Origin of the sequence: Pseudomonas sp. UME65 (assembly GCF_014170225.1) — a bacterium.
GTDB classification, from domain to species: Bacteria; Pseudomonadota; Gammaproteobacteria; order Pseudomonadales; family Pseudomonadaceae; genus Aquipseudomonas; species Aquipseudomonas protegens.
In genome coordinates this window covers 78097-99331 of the sequence record NZ_LZZQ01000010.1, presented here as the reverse complement: position 1 = coordinate 99331, position 21235 = coordinate 78097, and the positions used below count along the sequence as shown (strand labels likewise).

The following is a 21235-nucleotide window of genomic DNA, read 5'->3' as shown; positions in this document are numbered from 1 at the left end:
CCATGTAGGAGCCGGCTTGCCGGCGAACAGATCACTGCTCCAGTTGCGGGGTTTCCTGCCCCATGCAGCGCACGGCCTGCTTCTTCTTGTTCACCAGCACCCCGGTCAGGCCTTTCTGCTGGGTGTCGAACAGCACCAGTACACCGTCGATGCATTGGGCCACTTCATCGGCCGGTTGCAGGGAGATCTTGTAGTCCTCGCCGGGCACGGTCTTGAGCATGGTGAAGTCGCTGAGCAGCAATGCATCCTCCGGTTTGGCGAAGTGCAGGTAGCCGTAGTACCACAGGCTGCCCACGGTGACGATGATGCTGCAGATACCGGTGATGATCATGGGAATGGCGTTGCGTTCTTCACTCATTGCGGACTCTCTGGAGGTTCAACTGCTGAATTCGGGGGCGTCGGGTAATTGGGGATCTCCCCCAGGCGGCGCAACCCGTCGAAATGCTGCGGATCATCGAGGTAGCGCAGCATCACGCGGCGCCAGGTCGGATCGGCAAAGGTTTGCACATGGCCGCCGCGGGTCAGTTGCAGGACCCTGGGCGGGGGCGCAGCTTGATACACACGGATGCCATTGGAAAGGGGCACGATGGGATCGTCGATGCTGTGGTAGATCAGTTTCGGTACCCCGGTCAGGCGCGGCATCGAGTGAATCGCGCTGTCGGTGTCCGGCACCAGCCACGACAACGGCACCTGCAACGGCCAGGTCAGCCAGGAAGTGCTCAGGGCATAGCGCCCGACATCGCGATAACTGGCCGGTACGCCATCGAGGACGATGGCCTTGAGCTGGGCCTGACGTTCGGGGTGCTGTACCAGGTAGTGGATGGCCAGGGCGCCGCCCAGGCTTTGCCCCAGCACGATCAATGGCTTGCCCTGCACTTCGGGTGCCTGGTCCAGCCACTTGAACGCGGCATCCAGATCCTGATAGATCGCCGGCAGGCTCGGTGCACCTTCGGACAGGCCATAACCGCGATAGTCCACCAGCAGCACCTGATAGCCCTGCTCCGGCAACCACCAACTACCCCCCAGGTGCCAGGCCAGATTGCCGCCGTTGCCATGCAGGTGCAGCACCGTGCCCTTGACCGCCACTCCGGGTTTGGCCGGCAGCCACCAGCCGTGCAGCTTGAGGCCATCGGCGGTGGTCAGGGTCACGTCACAGTATTGGAGCCTGGCCCGCTCAGGGGTGAAAGGCAGCCCGGGTTCGGGATAGAACAGCAACGAACTGCAGCCCTGCAGGCCCAGCAGCAGGGCAAATACCGCGCAATACTTCAGTAGCCGGCTCATCCGCAGCCCCCTGGCCTGTACCCGGATGGGCGCTGAAGGCTCTGCGGGCCTTGTCGCAGCCTGTGCCAGTGGCTACAGCTGTCTGTGGATACGTCCATGTGCGCCCCCCGGCAGAAGTCAAAGAATGTTGGAGTAGTCCGCCTCGATCCGGTCCAGGCTCAGATGGTTGAGGAAGTTGGAGAAACACATCCAGGCCGACAGCGCGTTCATGTCGCGAAACTGTTCGGGCAGGTACTTGGGTGCCACCACCAGCCCTTCGTCCACCAGCTGGCGCAGGGTGCGCATGTCCTCGAGGGTGGTCTTGCCGCAGAACAGCAGCGGCACCTGCTCCAGCTTGCCCTTGCGCACAGCCAGCTGAATGTAGTTGTAAACCATGATGAAGCCCTTGAGGTAGGACAAGTCTTTGGTAAACGGCAGCCCCGTGGGTACCGACCCGCGGAACACCCGGCTGGCATTGCCGTAGCTCTCGGCCATCTCGAAGCCCTGCTCGCGGAAGAACTCGAACACCTGCAGGAAGTCCGCGCCCTCCTCCACCATATGGATGGCCCGGGTGCGGTTGGTCAGCTTGCGCAAGCGGCTGGGGTAAGAGGCAAAGGTGATGATCTCCATCAGGATCGCCAGCCCCTCCTGGGTCACCGTGGACGAGGGCGGGCCCTTGGCCAGGAAGGTGCAGATCGGCTGGTTGAGGCCGTTCAGGGTGGTGCCCACGTGCACCAGCCCCTCATGGACTTCCAGGGCTCGCACGTCACGGTTGTTGAACATCGCATCGCTGCGGATCTTGATGTAGTCGGCGCCCGCCGCGGCGTCGGCGACGATACCGTCGGACTCGAACACCCGGATGGTTTCCTCCGCCTCGCCGAACACCTTGTTCAGGCGGCTCTGCAGCAGGCTCACGGCATCCTTGGCACTCAGGGTCTTGGGTTCGTCCTTGAGATCGCCCCGACCGTCGATGTTGTTCAGGTAATCGGACATCATCAGCCCCAGGTCCGCCAGGGTCGGGTCGCCGGCATGGAAGGCATCGGATGCGGCGCCGTACAGCTCCTGCGAGATCAGGCCGAAGTCGCCGGTACCCCGTGCTTCGAGCATGCGTACCACCATGCGGTATTCCTTGCACATGCGGCGCATGATCTGCCCCACCGGGTTGAACTGGCCCAGTTGGCGGGTGATGTCGCGCTCGATGTTCTGGAATTCCAGCTTCACTGCGCCAGAATCGAAAGACAGTGGCCGCCCCTCGTAATAGGCGCGGTCCACCGCCGGCATTTCCTTGCCCTTGGCCTTGAGAAAGCCTTTGCGGACGTTCTCGTCCCACTTCACCGCATCCAGCACGCGGATCGGTGTCTGGGCCAGCACTATGCGATCGGACAAGGTGCGTATCGTCTGCTGGTAATCGTCCACCAAAAGCTCCTATTGAATGGGTCTGTAGCGCGGGGTCACTTGCCCACGCGCTTGAAGCGCGCCGCCTCGACGAACAAGTCGGAATTGGCGGGGTCGTCAAGGTAGGCGAAGACCTCGGGCAAGGGGCTGCTGATCAGCACGCCATCGCCTTCGGCCGTGGCCATGGGCTCACCGCTCAAGGCCTTTTGACCCAGGGCCTGGCGAATCTGTTCCAGGTCCAGGGTGTAAAGCACCAGTTCGTGCCTTGCCGTCAACTCGAAGCCGGCAATGCTGTAGTGCCCGCCAAAGGCCTGGGGCACCGCCGCCGACAGGTACCAGCGGTTGCCATGCCGGGACACGGTGAAATCATAGGTGTCCCGCGGGCGCGCCGTGCCGCCTGGGTAACTCGAGGCACGGTAGCGGTTGGCGCCGATCTGGCTGAGCTGGATATTCAGCGGCTCGCCCCAGGCATTCTTGCTGGCCCACTTGCCCAGCAATTGGGCAGGCGCCGCCTGCGCAGCCGGCAGCGGCTCCTTGAAGGCCACCAGGCAACCGCTGAGCAGCAGGAACGACAGGGCAATCAGGACGCGCCAGGCTTGCATGCAACTCTCCCATGAACACCAGAATCACTGTAGCCGCTGGCGCGGGCCACGACCGCCAGGCCGCAGCCGGCAAGCCAGGCCGGGCGGCTCAGACCGAAGCCAGAACCAGATGCATGTAGCGCGTGAGGATGCCGAGCATCTCTTCTTCCACCAGCGGCTCGGCGCCGTTGAGCAGGCCCTGATATTCCATCCGGCCGATTATCGACGTCAATACCTTGGCATCCTGCTGCGGCTCCCGCGAGCCCAAGACCTGGAAAAACTGGCAAGTGCCGTGCAGCAGGATCTGCTGGTGCGAGCGCACCAGCTGCGCCAGGCGCGGGTTGAGCAAGGCTTCCTGGCGGAAGGCCTGTTCGGCCATCAAGTGTTCACGACGGGTATTCAACTGGCGCCGTACGTAATCGGCGGTCATACGCGCGATATCGTCGGCCAGTTGCGAGCGCGAGGCGGCGCTGCCGTCGCCATAGGCGACCATTTCCCGCAGCAGCCCCTCGTTGCTGGCCCACAGCTTGGCCATGAACGCCGCGCTGCGCTCCACGTACTGGGCGAAGGTATCGGTGAGCAGGTCATCGATATCCTTGAAGTAATAGGTGGTGGCCGACAAGGGCACACCGGCTTCGGCGGCCACCGCACGATGGCGCACGGCCCGCACGCCGTCACGCACGACAATGCGCATGGCGGCATCGAGAATGTCCTGTCTACGCTGCTCACTGCCTTGGCGGCTGGCCTTGCGGCCCTGGTACTGAACACTTTCAGCCACCGCAGTGGCGATGCCAGCTGCACCTTCTTGAGCAATTGCGCGGTTCACGACAGGTATTCCCTCTTAAAAATCACACAGAATTAGAAGCGGTACGTCAGTTCCAACCAGACAATAAAAAGCCGCCTGATGAAGGCGGCTGATTATTCAGAGCACTTAAGCTTGCGGCCGCATGTGCGGGAACAGGATCACGTCGCGAATCGACGGCGAGTTGGTCAGCAACATCACCAGGCGGTCGATACCGATGCCCTCGCCGGCGGTGGGCGGCATGCCGTATTCCAGGGCACGGACGAAGTCGGCGTCGTAGTGCATGGCTTCGTCATCACCGGCGTCCTTGTCCGCCACCTGGGCCATGAAGCGCTCTGCCTGGTCTTCCGCGTCGTTCAACTCGGAGTAGGCGTTGGCGATTTCGCGACCACCAATGAACAGCTCGAAACGGTCGGTGACGTTGGGGTTATCGTCGTTGCGACGGGCCAGCGGCGACACTTCGAACGGGTACTGGGTAATGAAGTGCGGCTGCTCCAGCTTGTGCTCCACCAGTTCCTCGAAAATCATCACCTGCAACTTGCCCAGGCCTTCGAAGCCCAGCACCTTGGCACCGGCCTTCTTGGCGATGGCGCGAGCCTTGTCGATGTCGTTCAGGTCATCAGCGGTCAGCTCGGGGTTGTACTTGAGGATCGAGTCGAACACCGACAGGCGCGCGAACGGCTCGCCGAAGTGGAACACCTTGTCGCCGTACGGCACGTCGGTAGATCCCAACACAAGCTGCGCCAGTTCGCGGAACAGTTCTTCGGTCAGGTCCATGTTGTCTTCGTAGTCGGCGTAAGCCTGGTAGAACTCCAACATGGTGAATTCAGGGTTGTGACGGGTCGAAACGCCTTCGTTACGGAAGTTGCGGTTGATCTCGAACACTTTCTCGAAACCGCCAACCACCAGGCGCTTCAGATACAGCTCAGGGGCGATACGCAGGAACATTTCCATGTCCAGCGCGTTGTGGTGGGTTTCGAACGGCTTGGCCGCCGCGCCGCCAGGGATGGTCTGCAGCATCGGCGTTTCGACTTCGAGGAAGTCGCGCTTCATCAGGAAGCTGCGGATGTGGGCGATCACTTGCGAACGCACGCGGAAAGTCTGGCGTACTTCTTCGTTGACGATCAGGTCGACGTAGCGCTGACGGTAGCGCTGCTCGGTGTCGGTCAGGCCGTGGTGCTTGTCCGGCAGCGGGCGCAGCGACTTGGTCAGCAGGCGCACATTGGTCATTTCAACGTACAGGTCACCCTTGCCGGAACGGGCCAGAGTGCCTTCGGCAGCGATGATGTCGCCCATGTCCCAGGTCTTGACGCAGGCCAGGGTTTCTTCGGACAGGGTTTTACGGTTGACGTAGACCTGAATGCGACCGGTCATGTCCTGGATCACCATGAACGAGCCACGGTTGAGCATGATGCGACCGGCAACCTTGACCGGGATTGCAGCCTCTGCGAGCTCTTCCTTGGTCTTGTCCGCGTATTTCTTCTGCAGATCTTCGCAGTAGTTTTCGCGGCGGAAGTCGTTCGGGAAGGCATTGCCCTTGGCGCGCTCGGCAGCAAGCTTTTCCTTGCGCAGGGCGATCAGGGAGTTTTCTTCCTGTTGCAGGGCTTGCGGGTCGAGTTGTTGGTCGCTCATGTCTTTTGAAATTCCATCACAGGTTCATTGCCCCCAGGCCTTCGGCCTGGAGATCGCCGGCAAGCCGGCTCCTACGGGATCGCACCGTGTCAGCCGATCCCGTATTGCAGTATTACAAGCCCGATTTCAGGCTGGCTTCCAGGTATTCGTCGATGTCGCCGTCGAGTACCTTGTCGCAGTCGCTGCGTTCGATGTTGGTGCGCAGATCCTTGATCCGCGACGCATCGAGCACGTAGGAGCGGATCTGGTGACCCCAGCCGATGTCCGACTTGGTGTCTTCCAGCGCTTGCGACGCGGCGTTGCGCTTCTGCATTTCCTGCTCGTACAACTTGGCCCGCAGCATTTTCATGGCGGTGTCCTTGTTGGCGTGCTGGGAACGTTCGTTCTGGCAGCTGACCACGGTGTTGGTCGGTACGTGGGTGATACGTACGGCCGAGTCGGTGGTGTTTACGTGCTGACCACCGGCACCGGAGGAACGATAGGTGTCGATCCGCAGGTCTGCCGGGTTGATTTCGATTTCCACCTTGTCGTCGATCTCGGGCGAGACGAAAACGGCGGAAAACGAGGTGTGGCGACGGTTGCCGGAGTCGAACGGGCTCTTGCGCACCAGACGGTGCACGCCGATCTCGGTGCGCAGCCAGCCAAAGGCGTATTCGCCCTTGATGTGCACGGTCGCACCTTTGATACCGGCGACTTCACCGGCCGACAGTTCCATGATGGTCGCGTCGAAACCGCGTTTGTCGGCCCAGCGCAGGTACATGCGCAGCAGGATGTTGGCCCAGTCCTGGGCCTCGGTGCCGCCGGAGCCGGCCTGGATGTCCAGGTAGGCGTTGTTCGGGTCCATTTCGTGGCTGAACATGCGGCGGAATTCGAGCTTGGCGAGGTTTTCCTCGAGACGGGCCAGCTCGGCGACGACATCGCCCACCGCGCCTTCGTCCTCTTCCTCGACCGCCATGTCCAGCAGATCGCGGCAATCGGCCAGGCCGCCGTTCAGTTCGTCCAGGGTCTCGACGATCTGTGCCAGCGCTGCGCGCTCGCGGCCCAGTTCCTGGGCGTATTCGGGTTTGTTCCAGACACTCGGATCTTCAAGCTCGCGATTGACCTCGGTCAGACGCTCATGCTTTTGATCGTAGTCAAAGATACCCCCGAATAGTTTCGGAGCGCTCGGACAGGTCCTTGATGGTGTTCAGGATCGGGTTGATTTCCATGGGGGGCGGCACTCGTTGGCGAACTTTTGAAAGCCGGAGATTATAACGGAATCACTGATTCACGGCAGCCCGCTTAGCGGCTTTAAGCGCAATTAGACCCGCTAATTTAAGCGCCAGGACCTATACAATCCGAGCGTGAATGCCACTTCTCGCACTCGATTGCCAGCAGAACCAGGAAACAGCCCGCCATGGAGAGAACCCTCAGCGACTCGCAAATCCGCTACATCAAGGCCCGCGAGCGTCGCAATCTCAGGGGAGCACAGGCATTCATATGCCTGTTCCTGAGCCTGTTCGTGCTGATCCTGCTGCAAGGGGTCTGGCTGTTGATCTCCCCACAACTGGCCTGCGCCCTGCTGGTGCCGTGGGCGATCTTCCTGTGGTGGTGGGTCTTGCATCGTCTGAAAGGCCAGCAAAGCGAGGTGGCAGCCCGGACCCAGTGGCTGCAAGGCCAATTTAGTGCGACCTGGGTCTCCAGCCACAGAAATGGCCACTTCAGCTACAGCTTCGGTGACTACCCCATCGCCGCCTGCTGCCGGCTGAACAACCTCTTCAACGAGAAAAGGCTCGACCTGCACACCCGATACAGGGTCGAAGCCGCCCTTCTCACCTGCTCGCAAACCGCGAGCCACAGCTACTACCTGTTCGGCGACACCCTGGTCACCGTCCCTCGGGACCCGGCGACCGACGAGCAGCCTGGAAGCTGAGGCGGTTACTCGATCCCGACCTGGTTGCGGCCGTTGTTCTTGGCCAGGTACAGCCCCTTGTCCGCCGCCGAAATCAACTGCCGGCAATGGCTGTTGGGCTGCGGCGTTACGGTGGAAAGACCGATGCTGATGGTCAGGCTCGCGCCCTCCACCGGCGCGATATGGGGGATTTTCAAGGCTTCCACGGTCTGGCGCAGCTTCTCGGCCACCAGTCGCGCCCCGCCCGGCGAGGTATTGGGCAGCACCAGCACGAACTCTTCGCCGCCGTAGCGGGCCGGCAGGTCGGAAGGCCGGCTGCTGGCCTCGCGAATCGCCGTGGCCACCTTGCGCAGGGCTTCGTCGCCCTCCAGGTGGCCGAAGGTGTCGTTGTAGGTCTTGAAGTAGTCGACGTCGATCATCAACAGCGACAGCTGGCTCTGTTCACGCATCGCCCGCCGCCACTCCAGCTCCAGGTACTCATCGAAATGCCGGCGGTTGGACAGCCCGGTCAGGCCGTCGGAGTTCATCAGCCGTTGCAGCACCAGGTTGGTGTCCAGCAGTTGCTGCTGGCTGACCCGCAGGGCGCGGTAGGCCGCGTCACGCTGCAACAGGGTCATGTAGGAACGGGAGTGATAGCGAATGCGCGCCACCAGCTCGATGTTGTCCGGCAGCTTGACCAGGTAGTCGTTGGCCCCGGCGGCAAAGGCCGCGCTCTTGATCAGCGGGTCTTCCTTGGTGGAGAGAACGATGATCGGGATGTTCTGGGTCGCCGGGTGGTTGCGGTACTCGCGCACCAGGGTCAGGCCGTCCAGGCCCGGCATCACCAGGTCCTGGAGAATCACCGTGGGCTTGATGCGGATCGCCTGGGCAATGGCCTGGTGCGGATCGGCGCAGAAGTGGAAATCGATGTTTTCCTCGTTCGCCAACCCACGCCGCACCGCTTCGCCGATCATGGCCTGGTCGTCCACCAGCAACACCATGGCGGCATTTTCGTCGGTCTTGAATTCGTCGAGCTGTAAATCATTCATGGGTTGTCACCTGAATTGCTACCTGGCCAGGACAGCTGCGTTTATCAGTCATTTGGCAAATATCTCCAGCAAACGTGGAGCAATCTTGTCCAGCGGGCGAATCTCTGAGGCGGCGCCGATGGCAGCGGCCGCCTTGGGCATGCCATACACCGCACTGCTGTTCTGGTCCTGGGCGATGGTCAGATAACCCTGATCACGCATCAGCTTCAAGCCCTGGGCGCCGTCACGGCCCATGCCGGTCAGCAGCACCCCCACCGCATCGCCATTCCAGAAACTGGCAACGCTCTCGAAAAACACATCGATGGAGGGCCGGTAGATCTCGTTCACCGGCTCGGCGGTATAGGCCAGGGTGCCGTTCTTCAACAGACGGATATGATGGTTGGTGCCCGCCAGCAGGACCTTGCCGCTTTGCGGCGGCTCGCCTTCCCGGGCCAGGCGCACCTCCAGGCCGGAGGCACTGCTGAGCCATTCGGCCATGCCTGCGGCAAACACCTGATCAACGTGCTGGACCAGCACGATGGCGGCGGCAAAGTCCTTTGGCAAGCCCTTGAGCAACACTTCCAGAGCCGCCGGCCCACCCGCGGAGGAGCCAATGGCCACCAGGCTCTGGCGTGGCGCACCGCTGCGCAGTGGCTGGGGCGCGGAACGCACCCGGCTGCCGCGCTGGCCGATCAGCCAACCGATATTGAGGATCTTGCGCAACAGTGGCGCCGCCGCTTCCTGGGCATTGCCCGCGCCCAGGGCCGGAGTGTCCACCACATCCAGCGCGCCGTGGCCCATGGCTTCGAACACCCGGTGCACATTCTGCTGGCGATCGACGGTGACGATCACGATGGCGCACGGCGACTCGGCCATGATCCGCCGCGTGGCCTCGACGCCATCCATCACCGGCATGATCAGGTCCATGAGAATCAGGTCCGGGGTCAGTTCGGCACAGTACTTCACCGCTTCCGCACCATTGGTGGCGACCCACACCACCTCGTGGCTGGGGTCGAAGGCCAGCGCACGGCGCAGGGCCTCCACGGCCATGGGCATGTCATTGACTATCGCTATCTTCATGCCCGCGCTCCTCCAATCAGTTCCACCACTGCATCCAGCAGGGCGTCGTCATGGAAACTGGCTTTGGCTAGATAATAGTCGGCACCGGCATCCAGTCCACGGCGCCGGTCTTCCTCACGGTCCTTGTAGGACACCACCATCACCGGCAGGGACTGCAGGCGATTGTCACGACGCAAGAGTGTGACCAATTCAATTCCATCCATTCGCGGCATGTCGATGTCGGTGATCAACAGGTCGAAGCTTTCCGAACGCAAGGCATTCCAGCCATCCATGCCATCCACTGCCACCGCCACGTCGTAACCGCGGTTGATCAGCAGCTTGCGTTGCAATTCACGCACCGTCAGCGAATCGTCCACCACCAGAATACGCTTGCGCGCGGCCTGTGCGTGCTGCTGATGGTTGCGCGCAATGCGCTCCAGACGCCCGGTATTGAGCAGTTTGTCCACCGAGCGCAGCATGTCCTCGACATCCACGATCAGCGCCACCCGGCCGTCATCGAGCAGGGCTCCGGCGGAGATGTCCTGAATCTTGCCCAGGCGGTCGTCCAGCGGCAGCACTACCAGGGTGCGCTCGCCGATGAAACGCTCCACGGCGATCCCGTACACCGCATCGCGCTCGCGGATCACCACCACCTTCAGAGTTGGCGCGCTTTCCTGGGTTGCCGGCCGCTGCAGCAACTGGCTGGCGGCGACCAGGCCGACATGCCGGCCTTCGTGCCAGAAATGCTGGCGCCCTTCCACCTGGACGATGGCCTCGGGCTCCAGGTCGCACATGCGTTCGATATGGGCCAGCGGGAAGGCGTAGGCCTCGTCGCCGACCTCCACCACCAGGCTGCGTACCACCGACAGGGTCAGCGGCACCTCCAGGTGGAAACGGCTGCCCTGGCCAGTGTCCTGTTCCAGCACCACCGCCCCGCGCAGCTGACGCACCATGTGCTGCACCGCATCCAGGCCGACGCCGCGACCGGAGACCTCGGTGACCTTGTCCCGCAGGCTGAAGCCCGGCAGGAACAGGAAGGTCAGCAACTCTTCCTCACTGAGCTGGGCCGCTGTCTGCGCCGGCGACAACTGGCGCTCGACAATGCTCTGGCGCAAACGCTCCAGATCGACCCCATTGCCGTCGTCACTGAGTTCCAGCACCAGCAGACCGGCCTGGTGGGATGCCCGCAGGCGAATCACCCCTTCCGCCGGCTTGCCCGCCAGCAGGCGCTGCTCCGGCAGTTCGATGCCGTGATCGACGGCGTTGCGCAGCAAGTGGGTCAGCGGCGCTTCGAGTTTTTCCAGCACATCGCGGTCGACCTGGGTCTTCTCACCCTCGATCTCCAGGCGTACCTGCTTGCCCAGGCTGCGACCCAGGTCGCGAACCATGCGCACCTGGCCGGTGAGTACGTCGGCAAAAGGCCGCATGCGGCAGGCCAGCGCGGTGTCGTAGAGCACCTGGGCGCGCTGGCTGGCCTGCCAGCCGAATTCGTCGAGCTCGGCGGTTTTCTCCGCCAGCAACTGCTGGGATTCGGCCAGCAGGCGCCGCGCATCCGCCAGGGCCTCCTGAGCCTCCAGGCTCAAGGCATGTTCCTTGAGGTGCAGGTTGAGGTTTTCCAGGGCGGTCAGGCTGTTGCTCTGGATCCGTCGCAGGCGCTGCAAGGTGGCCAGGTAGGGCTTGAGCCGCTGGGTTTCCACCAGGGATTTGCTCGACAGGTCCAGCAGGCTGTTGAGACGTTCGGCCGTGACCCGCAGCACCCGCTCGCCGCCTTCGGTCATGCGCTTGCCCGGGCGAGCGGGCTCATGGGCGGGTTCGCTGGCAGCCAGCAGCACGGGCTCGGCCTCGGGCTCGCCCAGGAACGCTCCATGGGCTTGCACCGGGGCTTGCGGTTGTGCGATTGGCAGCTCCGGTACTGGCGGTTCCGGCATTTGCGCCGCCGGCATCGCGGCCCCTGGGGTCAACAGGCGCTCCATCAGGGCCACGTACAACGGGATGTCCGCGGCGACCAGCTCCGCACCGCCCGGGGTGGCGATGCGCATCAGCAGGTCGGTGCCCTGCAGCAGGGCGTCGATATGCTCGGGCTGCAGGTACAGCCGCCCTTCCTGGGCGCTCACCAGGCAGTCTTCCATCACGTGGGCAACGCTGACCCCGGCATCGACCCCGACAATCCGCGCCGCGCCCTTGAGGGAATGGGCTGCGCGCATGCAGGCTTCCAGCTGGTCGGCCTGGGTCGGGTTGCGCTCCAGGGCCAGCAGCCCGGTGCTGAGCACCTGGGTCTGGGCTTCGGCTTCCAGGCTGAACAGCTCCAGCAGCGAGGCGTCGCGCATCTGATCGGGGGTCATGTCAGGCTCCGGGTCACGGCCGCGAGCAATTGCTCTTCGTCCAGCAGGCGCAGGCTGCGCCCCTGCCATTGCAACACACCACGGGTGTACTTGGCATTGGCCTGCTCGCCGGAGGCCGAGGCGCCGTTGAGGATGCGCTCGTCGATGGCGTGGATGCCGTGCACTTCGTCCACCGGCACCACCACCGGGCCTCCGGCGGCGCCGATGATCAGCATGCGCGGCATCACCCGTCCTCCCGCCGGCGCGGCCGGAGAAGGATCCAGCCCCAGAAGCTCGGTCAGCGACAGGCAGGCCACCAGCGCCCCGCGGACATTGGCCACCCCCAGCAGGGCGCGCGAGCGCTGGTGCGGCAAGGAATGAATCGCCTGCTGCGGTGCCACTTCCAGCAGGCAGCGGGTCGGCAGGCCCAGCCACTCTTCGCCGAGGCGGAACATCAGCAGCGAGCGAGTGACCACATCGCTGTCGGCCTCCAGCACCACCGAATGCTCGCGGTCCTCCTGGCGCAACGAATAGCGGTCCAGCAGGCGGGTGGCGGCGGCCGAATACACCGAGCAGTTGCGGCAATGAATGTGCTCGGCCAGCAACGGGCAGGACTTGTCGCCATGGATACCGATGCGGTTCCAGCAATCATCGATGGCCTGCGCATCTTCACGGGTGACGTCCAATGAATAGGGATGGCTCATCGTTTCAACTCACTGTCGGCAGAGCGAACGCTGCGGGCCGCGCGCTCCTGCAATCGTTGGGCCCCGGCCACATCACCCTGGGAAGCCAGCAGCGCGCCCAGGTGCGCCAGGGCTTCGGGGTGCTGGGGCGCCAGGTACAGGGCCTTGCGGTAGTAACCCTGGGCTTCCATGGCGTTGCCGGCCACATCACTGAGCAGGCCCAACCAGTAGAACACCTGGGCCACCGGCTCGTGCTGCTGCAAATAACGCTCGCAGGCGGCACGGGCCTCGGCGCTCTTGCCCTCGTTGGCCAGGGCGGCAATGGTGGCCAGCAGGCTGGCGGCATCGCTTTCCATCAGCGCGCCGTCGCTCAACGGCGCCGCTACCGGGCGCCTGGCGAACGGCCGTGGGCGCGGCGCCGGGGGCACCACGCTGCGCACGGGAACCGGCAGCGGCAAGGGTTGCGGCAGCACCACCGGGGCCGGCTCGGGCTCATGGTGGCGGCTGAAGGCGAAGGACTGCGGGATGCCGATGGAGCGCATGCCCAGGCGGCCCAGGAGGCTGCCTTCGGCGGGGCCGATGAACAGCACGCCCTCTTCATGGGTCAGGCGCTTGAGCACCTCGAACACCTGGCGCTGGGTCGGCTGGTCAAAATAGATCAGCAGGTTGCGGCAGAACACGAAATCGAAGGCCGGTTCACTGGCCAGCAAGCCCGGATCCAGGACATTGCCCACCTGCAACCGCACCTGCTCACGAACCCGCTCGCTCAGGCGATAACGCTCGCCTTCTTCAGGGTTGAAATGCCGCTCGCGAAACTCGATGGGCTGGCCACGAAAGGAATTCTTGCCGTACAGCGCAGCCTTGGCCCGCTCCACCGACAACGGGCTGACGTCCAGGCCGTCGACCTTGAACTGATGCGGCGCCAGGCCGCCATCGAGCAGGGCCATGGCGATGGAATAGGGCTCCTCGCCGGTGGAGCACGGCAGGCTCAACAGGCGCAGGGCCCGCATTCCCTTGATCTGCGCCAGCCGCGCCTTGGCCAGCTTGACCAGGGTAGCGAAGGATTCCGGATAGCGGAAAAACCAGGTTTCAGGAACGATCACCGCTTCGATCAGGGCCTGCTGCTCATCCCGCGAGCCTTGCAGTTTCTGCCAGTACTCATCGCTGCTGCGGGCATACAGGGCATTGCAGCGCTGGCGTACCGCGCGCTCGATGATCGCCGGCCCCACGGAGGCGACATCCAGGCCGATACGTTCCTTGAGGAAATCGAAAAATCGTTGCTCCTCGCTCATCGAGGCTCCTCAAGCGATGCCGGATCCAGGGGCACGGCGGGAAACAGCAGCTCACGCACCTTGAGAGGCAGCAGGTCGTCGACCCGCACCCATTGCAGCAGGCCCTGGGCGTCTTCGCGCACCGGCCCCAGGTATGGCGCCTGGCGGTTGTCCAGGCCATAGGGCTGGAACTGCGCCGGGTCGCAGCGCAGGGTGTCGTTGGCCTGCTCCAGCAACAGCCCGAGAATCCGCGCCGGCTGCCCGGCATCGCCACGGTAGTGCACCAGCACCAGCCGGGTACTGGTGCGCAACTGCGCCGGGCGGCCGAAGGTCAGCTCGCACAGGTCGATGACTGGCACCACCACGCCGCGATAGGCAAACACCCCGGCCACCCAGGACGGCGCCTGGGCAATGGGCTTGAGCTGCAGGCGCGGCAACACCTCCACCACATCCACGGCCTGCAGCGCATAGCGCTCCTGGCCGATGCGGAACACCAGGAACAGAGCATTCTTGGCACCAGTTGCGCCGTTGCGCTTGTGCGCGAGCTCATCCATCAGACTTTGAAACGCGAAACGCCGCTGCGCAGCCCCACCGCCACCTGGCTCAGCTCGTCAATGGCAAAGCTGGCCTGGCGCAGGGACTCGACGGTCTGGCTGCTGGCATCCCCCAGTTGCACCAGGGCATGGTTGATCTGCTCGGCACCCGTGGCCTGGGCCTGCATGCCCTCATTGACCATCAACACCCGCGGAGCCAAGGCTTGGACCTGATGGATGATCTGCGACAGCTGTTCACCCACCTGCTGCACCTCGGCCATGCCGCGGCGCACCTCCTCGGAAAACTTGTCCATGCCCATGACCCCCGCCGACACCGCCGACTGGATCTCACGGACCATCTGCTCGATGTCATAGGTGGCCACTGCGGTCTGATCCGCCAGGCGCCGCACTTCAGTGGCGACCACGGCAAAACCGCGGCCGTACTCGCCGGCCTTCTCGGCCTCGATGGCGGCGTTGAGCGACAGCAGGTTGGTCTGGTCGGCGACCTTGACGATGGTCACCACCACCTGGTTGATGTTGCCGGCCTTCTCGTTGAGGATCGCCAGCTTGGCGTTCACCAGGTCTGCCGCGCCCATCACCGAGTGCATGGTGTCTTCCATGCGCGCCAGGCCCTGCTGGCCGGAGCCGGCAAGCACCGAGGCCTGGTCGGCGGCGCTGGACACTTCGGTCATGGTGCGCACCAGGTCCCGGGAGGTCGCGGCGATCTCCCGCGAGGTGGCGCCGATTTCCGTGGTGGTGGCGGCCGTCTCGGTGGCGGTGGCCTGTTGCTGCTTGGAGGTGGCGGCGATCTCGGTCACCGAGGTGGTGACCTGCACCGAGGAGCGCTGGGCCTGGGACACCAGGGCGGTGAGCTCGGTCATCATGTCGTTGAAGCCGGTTTCCACGGCGCCGAACTCGTCCTTGCGGTCCAGGTTCAGGCGGCCGCTCAGGTCACCGGTGCGCATGATTTCCAGAATGCTCACGATGCGGTTCATCGGCGCCATGATTGCGCGCATCAGCAGAAGGCCGCAGAGCCCGGCAGCCAGCACCGCCAGCAGCAACGACACGCCCATGCTGACCTTGGCCGCGGCCACTGCATCGTCGATGGCGGCGGTGGCGGAGTCGGCCACGGCCTTGTTTTCGCTGATGATGTCGTTGAGTTTCATCCGCCCGGCGGTCCAGGCCGGGGTCAGTTGCTCATTGAACAGGCGGATTGCCTCGGCCTCCTGGCGACGCTGGTGCAGATCGAGCACGGCGGCCTGGATGCGGTTGAACTCCTGGTGGTCCTTCTCGAAGGCATCGAACTCGCTCTGGTCCTCGCGGCTGTTGATGGTCTGCTTGTAATTGGTCATCTGGGTCTGCAGGCGTTCTTCGAAGGCCTTGAAGTCCGCCTTGTCCTCGGCGCTGATGTCCTGATTCTGCTTGAGGCCGATGATTTCCTGGGTCTGCAGGTAGGTGTCGACCCAGGCACTGCGGATCATCGAACTGAAATAGACCCCGGGCACCGCGTCATTGCGCATGCGCTCTTCACCGGATTCGATCTTCAACAGCCGCGAGTACGAGACGACGACCATCAACAGCATGATGGCGATAATCACCGCAAAGCTCGCCAAAATGCGTTGGCGCAACGTCCAGTTCTTCACAGTCAGTCCTCGAGGCCATTCAAAAATGTGGGGAGTATAGCCGAGGACGATGCAGGTTTTATGGGTGGTTTAGCACCACGGTTGGCACTTTCGATAAATTTGTGCACCCGCTCTGGATGGCGGCTCAGCGGCAGTTTTATCACCCCAGCCAAGGCAATTCGGCAAATCCACCCGGCAGAACCGCCATCCCTGGCCAGCGGCGCTCCCAACGCTGCTTCAGAGGTTGTTCTGGCGCACCTGGTTCTCCAGTTCGGCCTTGAGCCCCGGCGCCAGTTGCAACTGGCGCGCCAGCTCGTCCAGGTAGGCTTTTTCCATGAAGTGTTCTTCATCCACCAGCATCACGCTGGCCAGGTACATTTCCGCGGCCATTTCCGGCGTGCTCGCGGCCCGGGCGACGTCCGCCGGGTCCAGGGGCTTGTTCAGCTCGCTGTGCAGCCACTGCTGCAATTGCGGGTCGTTGTCCAGTTTGCGGAACTCGCCCTCGATCAGCGCCCGCTCGCGCTCGTCCACATGGCCGTCGGCCTTGGCCGCCGCCACCAGCGCCTTGAGGATCGCCTGGCTGTGCAATTCCACCTGCTGCGCCGGCAGGCGGTCCAGGGTCTGGGGTTCGCTGCGCGGGGCGGCGCCCTGCTGCGCCTGCCAGTTGCCGTAGGCTTTGTAGGCCAGCACGCCGAGGGCCGCGAGACCGCCGTAGGTCAGGGCCTTGCCGCCGTACTTGCGGGCCTTCTTGTTGCCCAGCAGCAGGCCCATGGCCCCGGCTGCCAAGGCACCGCCACCGGCACCGGAAAGCAGCCCACCGAGGCCGCCGGACTGGCCACCGAGCAAGCCGCCGAGGCCGCCCTGCGAGCCCTTGCCGTGCTCCGCCGGCGCTGCGCCTGCCTTGTTCTGCAGCATTTCCTGGCCGGACCTGAGTAATTGATCGAGCAATCCACGGGTGTTCATCTGCTGCCTCCGGAAAATAGGTGTCATGTCGACACATAAGGCTGCAAGCCTAGAGAGAAGTGCCCGGGTCGATGCGGCGATAGTGCTTCTGAATGTTGCTTTGCCCGGCCTGGAACACCGGCGTCGCCCCACTGGATTGGCGCCCCGAGTTCCGGCACTATCCGCCTCCTGAAAAGCACCGGCGCCACTGCCCGGGCTCACCCCATACCTTCCGGCAGCAAGGATGCTCCCATGCCCCGTGACAACCCCACCACCGCCTGCGAGTGCCGCCCATGAGCCTGGACGCTGCCAGCCGTTATCAGGTGACGCGAATCCTCACCGGCCTGGTGCCCCATTGCCTGCCACCGCTGCTGTTCTACTACGCCCATGTCTGGGGCATACCGGTGTACCGCAGCCACTTCGGCGCTCTCGCCAAGGGCTTCGGTCTGGGGATGATGGTGGAACTGCTGCTGCAGCTGCTGATCGTCGTCAGCTTCCTGCAGGTCCTGGTGCCCCAGCTCAAGGTCAAGCTGGTCCTGATTGGCACCCTGGCGCTGTTCACCGCCTGGGCAATGTTTCCCGACCATCCGATACGCGGCTACGTCTATTGCTTCCTGATGACCGTGCCGCCATTGCTGGCGATCTGGCTGGCGCAGGGTCTGTGCCGGCTGTGCCTGCCCGGGGAGCAGTTGCATGCCCAGTAGAAACACCCCAATTGCGCGCTTCTGGCTGGCGCTTGTACTGCTGATCATTGGCCGCCCCTGCCTGGCCATGAGCCTGGAGCAGCAGTTCGCCGGGCTTGCCGACTGCTCCATGGAAAACGTCTATCTGGACGCCAGCGACCACCAGCCCCGGGGCGCGTACTTCAGCGAACGCCAACTGCAGCCCTGCGAGCTGGACGAAGCCGCCCGCTATTGCGTCGACGACCAGTACCACGGCCTGGCAGTCAGCGCGGTGATGATTCCCTATCGCGGGCCGTTCTCGGTCCACGCCCTGTATCTCAAGGACAGTATCGACAGCGTGCGCCAGCACCTGGGAACCGCCTTCTTCGGTGATGGCCGGGAACGCCCGCTGCTCACCGAAGACCGCCATACTCCCGGCAGCTCGGTGCTGTATTGCGACCCGCAAAGCCAATGAGCCTGCTTGCCCATATGCCTGTTCTGTATCGCCCCCGGATGACCCTGCCGATGCCCACCCCCCGTCGCTGTTTGCACCTGATCGCCCTGAGCCTGATGCTCGGTGCCGCCGCCCAGGCCGCCGCCGCACCTGCCTGCCCGTCCAGCGATCTGAAGGTCTTTGCCCAGGCCTTTGCCAGCAGCCCGGAACTGCAGCAGGCATTCACTGCCGTGCCACTGGTCGAGCAACGGCCGATCACTGACGAGCGCGGCCGGGAAGTCACCGCGCGCTACAAGCTCACGGGCGACACCCACCACCTGCTGACCCGGCTCGCCCCCAAGGCCCAGGCCGAAGCTGGCCTGCAGACCTTCTGGGAGGGCAATACCCTGGTGGTCAACGATCCCCTGGGCGATGTGGTGCAAGCCTTCGTCTTTGAACAGGGTGCCTGCTGGCAACTGGTGCGCGTCGAGCAATGGTCCATGGACGAATTGCTCACACACAACGCCCCCGCAGGCGAAAGCGCCCTGCAGCGACAGATGCGCAAGGCTGACCTGTTCCTGGGCTACGGCGGACGCGAGCAGTACCCGCTGACCGCGTACTTCTTCGAGCTCGGGCAACGCATCCTGCTCGACGCCGCCCGCCACGGCTCACCCAAGGCCGCGGTGCAGGCGGTCAGCTTGGGCTACTCGGGCATGGCCCCGGCGCTCAAGCCGGGGGAGCCGGAAGAACTGCTGCTGCCCTACGCCAAGACCGATGCCGAGGCGGCGCTGATGCTGTCCATGTACTACTGCGACCCAGTCGGCGATGGCTCGATCACCCAATGCCAGCAGCCGCGCAAGTCCGAAGAGCTGGTGCTGCGCACCGCCAGGGAACTGGATTCAGGCAGCGCCTTCTACTACCTGGGCAGTGGCTATGCCGATGGCCAGTGGGGCGTCACCGACAGACCCAGGGCCCTGGCCTGTCACCAGGAAGCACTCAAGCGCGGTGACCTGCATAGCCTCTGGCCGCTGACCTGGTGGAGCAAAAAGAATGAGATGCCGGCCGGCGGCGCCCAGTGCCTGGAACCTTCAGCGCCCGCCCAGGCGGGAAGCTGAGCCCGCATCTTGACGCTTTTTAACAAAATCCCCATAGCTGCGCCCCGGCCTGATCGGGTTAATTGAGCCTCTGGCTCGATCAACCCCGGAGGTCCGTTCCATGCGCTGTATCCCGCTTTCACCACCGCTGTTGCCGGTACCCCGCAGATGACGGCCTCCGGAGCGACGCAAGCAGCGCGCCTGGAGCAGGTGGACGCCCTGCGCGGTTTCGCCCTGCTGGGCATCCTGGCGGTGAATATCTGGTCCTTCGCCGATCCGTACTACGCCTCGTCGGTGAGCAACCCGGGCTACGCCAGTAGCCTTGACCACCTGGTTCGCTGGCTGGTGTCGGTGTTCTTCGAGACCAAGTTCTACCTGCTGTTCTCGTTCCTGTTCGGCTATAGCTTCACCTTGCAGATGACCTCCGCCGAACGCTCGGGGGAGCGCTTCGTGCCGCGCATGTTGCGCCGGCAACTGGCCTTGCTGGTGATCGGCCTGATCCACGGCGCCCTGCTGTTCTATGGCGAAATTCTCTCGCTGTACGCCGTGCTGGGGCTGGTCCTGCTGATGCTGCGCGGCTTGTCGGTCCGCTGGGCGGCGGCCCTGGCCGCACTGTTGATCAGCGGCACGGCGGCGCTGTTCCTGCTGTTCGGCATCACCTTGCTGGAGGCCGGCCTCTACACCGGCACCGCCGATGGCGGGCCGGTACTCAAGGACCTGGCCCTGAGCGACAGCGCCCTGCAAACCCTGGCCTACAACGCCTCGCACCTGCTGGAAACCGCCTCCGCGCTGTGGCTGCTGCAGGGCCCCTGCACCCTGGCAATGTTCCTGCTGGGCTATGTGGCGGGGCGCAACAAGCTGCTGGTGGCGCCCTACGCCTTCGAACCGCACCTGGCACGGCTGCTGAGGATCACCCTGCCGCTGGGCCTGGGTGGCGCCCTGCTCTACGGCTACTGGGCGGCCTATGCGCCCGGTGGCGGCCTGGAAGTGCTTGGCTACGGCATCAGCCAACTGACCGCACCACTGCTCTCGGCCAGCTACGCCATGCTGCTGCTCAAGGCCTTCGGCTCGGCCCCGGGCCAACGCCTGTGCCGACGGCTGGCGCCGCTGGGGCGCATGTCCCTGAGCAACTACCTGCTGCAATCGCTGATTCTGGGGCTGCTGTTCACCGGCTACGGGCTGGGGCTGGTCAACCACTTGCCGCCGCTGTGGATTGTGCTGCTGGTGGTTGCCATCTACCTGCTGCAGATGCAGCTCAGCACCCTGTGGTTGCGCAGCCACCAGTACGGCCCCTGCGAGTGGCTGCTGCGGGCCGTGACCATCGCGGCCTGGCCAAGCTGGCGCAAGCGCCTGGCGGCCTAGGCCAGGCGCAGGTACAGGTGGATGTCCTCGGGCTCGATGCGCAGCAGTTGCGGGTCGGGCGTGGCCAGCAGTTCGCAGCCCAGGCTCCTGTAGAAATCCACCGTATGCCGCGACGGCGTGGCCGACACATACAAGCCCTGCCCCCCCAGGACCAGGGCCTGCTCCCGGGCCAGCGCAAACAACTGCCGGCCCAGGCCAAGGCCGCGATAGGCCTGGCTCACATGGAGGAACTTCAATTGCCGCAGATCCAGCCCGGCACAGGCGATCGGCAGGCAATCCACCACCACCGCGGCCACCAGCGCCGGGCCGTCGAACACCCCGTACAGCCAACCGCCACGCCGGTAACACTGCTGCAAGATCAGCGCATCATGCTCGGCCTCGCCCTCCGGCCAGCCCTGCACCACTTCATGCTGGGCGTAGCAGCTCAATTGCCCATTGCACAGGCGGTAGAACTCATCGATGACCTCGGCGCGGTCGATCCATTTGAGCAAGGGGATATCGTCTTCGCCGAGCAAGCGCGGGTGCAGCATGGGAGCAGTTCCTGAAGGGGATCGGGCGGTTACCAATGGACACAAGCTAATCATTTTTCTGCCCCTGGCGAACCGTTTATTCTATCCGGCGTCTGTTTATAGTCCGTTGCGTTTGGCCGATGGCATGACCGAACCACCCCTCGCGATCCCCCCAC

At 64.0% G+C, this 21235-nt stretch carries 21 protein-coding genes; 5 read left to right on the top strand and 16 right to left on the bottom strand.

Annotation, left to right across the window (positions count from 1 at the left end):
• Nucleotides 1-31: 31 nt before the first annotated feature.
• The 7 genes from A9971_RS08135 to prfB all read right to left on the bottom strand — a co-directional run bounded on the left by A9971_RS08135 (nucleotide 32) and on the right by prfB (nucleotide 6878).
• Complete coding sequence (locus A9971_RS08135; protein WP_011059491.1) at nucleotides 32-358, bottom strand: hypothetical protein; 327 nt, start codon at nucleotides 356-358, stop codon at nucleotides 32-34.
• A complete protein-coding gene (locus A9971_RS08130) occupies nucleotides 355-1281 on the bottom strand; it encodes an alpha/beta hydrolase (protein WP_183001379.1) in 927 nt (308 codons plus the stop codon). Before A9971_RS08130 ends, A9971_RS08135 begins: the two co-directional genes overlap by 4 nt.
• 117 nt (nucleotides 1282-1398) lie before the next feature.
• Nucleotides 1399-2676, bottom strand: coding sequence for a flavohemoglobin expression-modulating QEGLA motif protein (locus A9971_RS08125; protein ID WP_011059489.1), 1278 nt, complete (start codon nucleotides 2674-2676; stop codon nucleotides 1399-1401).
• 35 nt (nucleotides 2677-2711) lie between these two features.
• A complete protein-coding gene (locus tag A9971_RS08120; RefSeq protein WP_011059488.1) occupies nucleotides 2712-3257 on the bottom strand; it encodes a hypothetical protein in 546 nt (181 codons plus the stop codon).
• Between the two features lie 88 nt (nucleotides 3258-3345).
• The gene (locus A9971_RS08115; RefSeq protein WP_065364558.1) at nucleotides 3346-4062 is read right to left on the bottom strand and encodes a TetR/AcrR family transcriptional regulator; all 717 of its coding nucleotides are present in this window, start codon (nucleotides 4060-4062) and stop codon (nucleotides 3346-3348) included.
• 105 nt (nucleotides 4063-4167) lie between these two features.
• A complete protein-coding gene (lysS, locus tag A9971_RS08110) occupies nucleotides 4168-5670 on the bottom strand; it encodes a lysine--tRNA ligase (protein WP_072451182.1) in 1503 nt (500 codons plus the stop codon).
• A gap of 112 nt (nucleotides 5671-5782) precedes the next feature.
• Nucleotides 5783-6878, bottom strand: a protein-coding gene (gene prfB, locus A9971_RS08105) for a peptide chain release factor 2 (protein WP_100255254.1) whose coding sequence is annotated in 2 segments (ribosomal slippage) — nucleotides 5783-6805 and nucleotides 6807-6878 — 1095 coding nt in all. Because the reading frame shifts where the segments join, the coding sequence is not laid out codon by codon here.
• Nucleotides 6879-7066: 188 nt separating this feature from the next.
• Between prfB and A9971_RS08100 the strand changes: the two genes are divergently transcribed.
• Nucleotides 7067-7582, top strand: a complete 516-nt coding sequence (locus A9971_RS08100) for a hypothetical protein (RefSeq protein WP_015634307.1) — start codon at nucleotides 7067-7069, stop codon at nucleotides 7580-7582.
• 5 nt (nucleotides 7583-7587) lie between these two features.
• On the opposite strand, the gene A9971_RS08095 is transcribed toward A9971_RS08100, so the two are convergent.
• The 8 genes from A9971_RS08095 to A9971_RS08060 all read right to left on the bottom strand — a co-directional run bounded on the left by A9971_RS08095 (nucleotide 7588) and on the right by A9971_RS08060 (nucleotide 17020).
• On the bottom strand, nucleotides 7588-8589 hold the full coding sequence (locus A9971_RS08095; RefSeq protein ID WP_011059483.1) for a PleD family two-component system response regulator: 1002 nt from the start codon (nucleotides 8587-8589) through the stop codon (nucleotides 7588-7590).
• A 48-nt stretch (nucleotides 8590-8637) separates the two neighbouring features.
• Nucleotides 8638-9648 (bottom strand): chemotaxis response regulator protein-glutamate methylesterase, encoded by a 1011-nt coding sequence (locus A9971_RS08090; protein ID WP_011059482.1) that lies wholly within the window; start codon nucleotides 9646-9648, stop codon nucleotides 8638-8640.
• The gene (locus A9971_RS08085) at nucleotides 9645-11969 is read right to left on the bottom strand and encodes a hybrid sensor histidine kinase/response regulator (RefSeq protein ID WP_123430116.1); all 2325 of its coding nucleotides are present in this window, start codon (nucleotides 11967-11969) and stop codon (nucleotides 9645-9647) included. Before A9971_RS08085 ends, A9971_RS08090 begins: the two co-directional genes overlap by 4 nt.
• Nucleotides 11966-12652, bottom strand: coding sequence for a chemotaxis protein CheW (locus tag A9971_RS08080; RefSeq protein ID WP_015634305.1), 687 nt, complete (start codon nucleotides 12650-12652; stop codon nucleotides 11966-11968). Before A9971_RS08080 ends, A9971_RS08085 begins: the two co-directional genes overlap by 4 nt.
• Nucleotides 12649-13923, bottom strand: coding sequence for a protein-glutamate O-methyltransferase CheR (locus tag A9971_RS08075; protein ID WP_041116174.1), 1275 nt, complete (start codon nucleotides 13921-13923; stop codon nucleotides 12649-12651). Before A9971_RS08075 ends, A9971_RS08080 begins: the two co-directional genes overlap by 4 nt.
• Complete coding sequence (locus A9971_RS08070; RefSeq protein ID WP_015634303.1) at nucleotides 13920-14456, bottom strand: chemotaxis protein CheW; 537 nt, start codon at nucleotides 14454-14456, stop codon at nucleotides 13920-13922. The genes A9971_RS08075 and A9971_RS08070 overlap by 4 nt, the downstream gene beginning before the upstream one ends.
• Nucleotides 14456-16078, bottom strand: a complete 1623-nt coding sequence (locus A9971_RS08065) for a methyl-accepting chemotaxis protein (RefSeq protein WP_065364560.1) — start codon at nucleotides 16076-16078, stop codon at nucleotides 14456-14458. The genes A9971_RS08070 and A9971_RS08065 overlap by 1 nt, the downstream gene beginning before the upstream one ends.
• Nucleotides 16079-16294: 216 nt before the next feature.
• Nucleotides 16295-17020: a tellurite resistance TerB family protein gene (locus A9971_RS08060; RefSeq protein ID WP_011059476.1), complete on the bottom strand. Its 726-nt coding sequence runs from the start codon at nucleotides 17018-17020 to the stop codon at nucleotides 16295-16297.
• Nucleotides 17021-17292: 272 nt separating this feature from the next.
• Between A9971_RS08060 and A9971_RS08055 the strand changes: the two genes are divergently transcribed.
• From A9971_RS08055 to A9971_RS08040, 4 genes are all read left to right on the top strand, one after another.
• Nucleotides 17293-17703 (top strand): hypothetical protein, encoded by a 411-nt coding sequence (locus A9971_RS08055; protein ID WP_123473877.1) that lies wholly within the window; start codon nucleotides 17293-17295, stop codon nucleotides 17701-17703.
• Nucleotides 17693-18136, top strand: coding sequence for a hypothetical protein (locus A9971_RS08050; protein ID WP_183001378.1), 444 nt, complete (start codon nucleotides 17693-17695; stop codon nucleotides 18134-18136). The genes A9971_RS08055 and A9971_RS08050 overlap by 11 nt, the downstream gene beginning before the upstream one ends.
• Nucleotides 18137-18186: 50 nt before the next feature.
• Nucleotides 18187-19209, top strand: a complete 1023-nt coding sequence (locus A9971_RS08045) for a hypothetical protein (protein WP_227454104.1) — start codon at nucleotides 18187-18189, stop codon at nucleotides 19207-19209.
• 147 nt (nucleotides 19210-19356) lie between these two features.
• The gene (locus A9971_RS08040; protein ID WP_183001377.1) at nucleotides 19357-20550 is read left to right on the top strand and encodes a DUF418 domain-containing protein; all 1194 of its coding nucleotides are present in this window, start codon (nucleotides 19357-19359) and stop codon (nucleotides 20548-20550) included.
• On the opposite strand, the gene A9971_RS08035 is transcribed toward A9971_RS08040, so the two are convergent.
• Nucleotides 20547-21080, bottom strand: a complete 534-nt coding sequence (locus A9971_RS08035) for a GNAT family N-acetyltransferase (protein ID WP_019093920.1) — start codon at nucleotides 21078-21080, stop codon at nucleotides 20547-20549. The genes A9971_RS08040 and A9971_RS08035 overlap by 4 nt on opposite strands.
• Between the last annotated feature and the right edge of the window lie 155 nt (nucleotides 21081-21235).

Coding starts and splice junctions, on each gene's coding strand:
- A9971_RS08135 (WP_011059491.1), bottom strand. CDS start 358: ATGAGTGAAGAACGCAACGCCATTCCCATGATCATCACCGGTATCTGC.
- A9971_RS08130 (WP_183001379.1), bottom strand. CDS start 1,281: ATGAGCCGGCTACTGAAGTATTGCGCGGTATTTGCCCTGCTGCTGGGC.
- A9971_RS08120 (WP_011059488.1), bottom strand. CDS start 3,257: ATGCAAGCCTGGCGCGTCCTGATTGCCCTGTCGTTCCTGCTGCTCAGC.
- lysS (WP_072451182.1), bottom strand. CDS start 5,670: ATGAGCGACCAACAACTCGACCCGCAAGCCCTGCAACAGGAAGAAAAC.
- A9971_RS08100 (WP_015634307.1), top strand. CDS start 7,067: ATGGAGAGAACCCTCAGCGACTCGCAAATCCGCTACATCAAGGCCCGC.
- A9971_RS08095 (WP_011059483.1), bottom strand. CDS start 8,589: ATGAATGATTTACAGCTCGACGAATTCAAGACCGACGAAAATGCCGCC.
- A9971_RS08090 (WP_011059482.1), bottom strand. CDS start 9,648: ATGAAGATAGCGATAGTCAATGACATGCCCATGGCCGTGGAGGCCCTG.
- A9971_RS08085 (WP_123430116.1), bottom strand. CDS start 11,969: ATGACCCCCGATCAGATGCGCGACGCCTCGCTGCTGGAGCTGTTCAGC.
- A9971_RS08080 (WP_015634305.1), bottom strand. CDS start 12,652: ATGAGCCATCCCTATTCATTGGACGTCACCCGTGAAGATGCGCAGGCC.
- A9971_RS08075 (WP_041116174.1), bottom strand. CDS start 13,923: ATGAGCGAGGAGCAACGATTTTTCGATTTCCTCAAGGAACGTATCGGC.
- A9971_RS08070 (WP_015634303.1), bottom strand. CDS start 14,456: ATGGATGAGCTCGCGCACAAGCGCAACGGCGCAACTGGTGCCAAGAAT.
- A9971_RS08060 (WP_011059476.1), bottom strand. CDS start 17,020: ATGAACACCCGTGGATTGCTCGATCAATTACTCAGGTCCGGCCAGGAA.
- A9971_RS08055 (WP_123473877.1), top strand. CDS start 17,293: ATGAGCCTGGACGCTGCCAGCCGTTATCAGGTGACGCGAATCCTCACC.
- A9971_RS08050 (WP_183001378.1), top strand. CDS start 17,693: ATGCCCAGTAGAAACACCCCAATTGCGCGCTTCTGGCTGGCGCTTGTA.
- A9971_RS08045 (WP_227454104.1), top strand. CDS start 18,187: ATGCCCACCCCCCGTCGCTGTTTGCACCTGATCGCCCTGAGCCTGATG.
- A9971_RS08040 (WP_183001377.1), top strand. CDS start 19,357: ATGACGGCCTCCGGAGCGACGCAAGCAGCGCGCCTGGAGCAGGTGGAC.
- A9971_RS08035 (WP_019093920.1), bottom strand. CDS start 21,080: ATGCTGCACCCGCGCTTGCTCGGCGAAGACGATATCCCCTTGCTCAAA.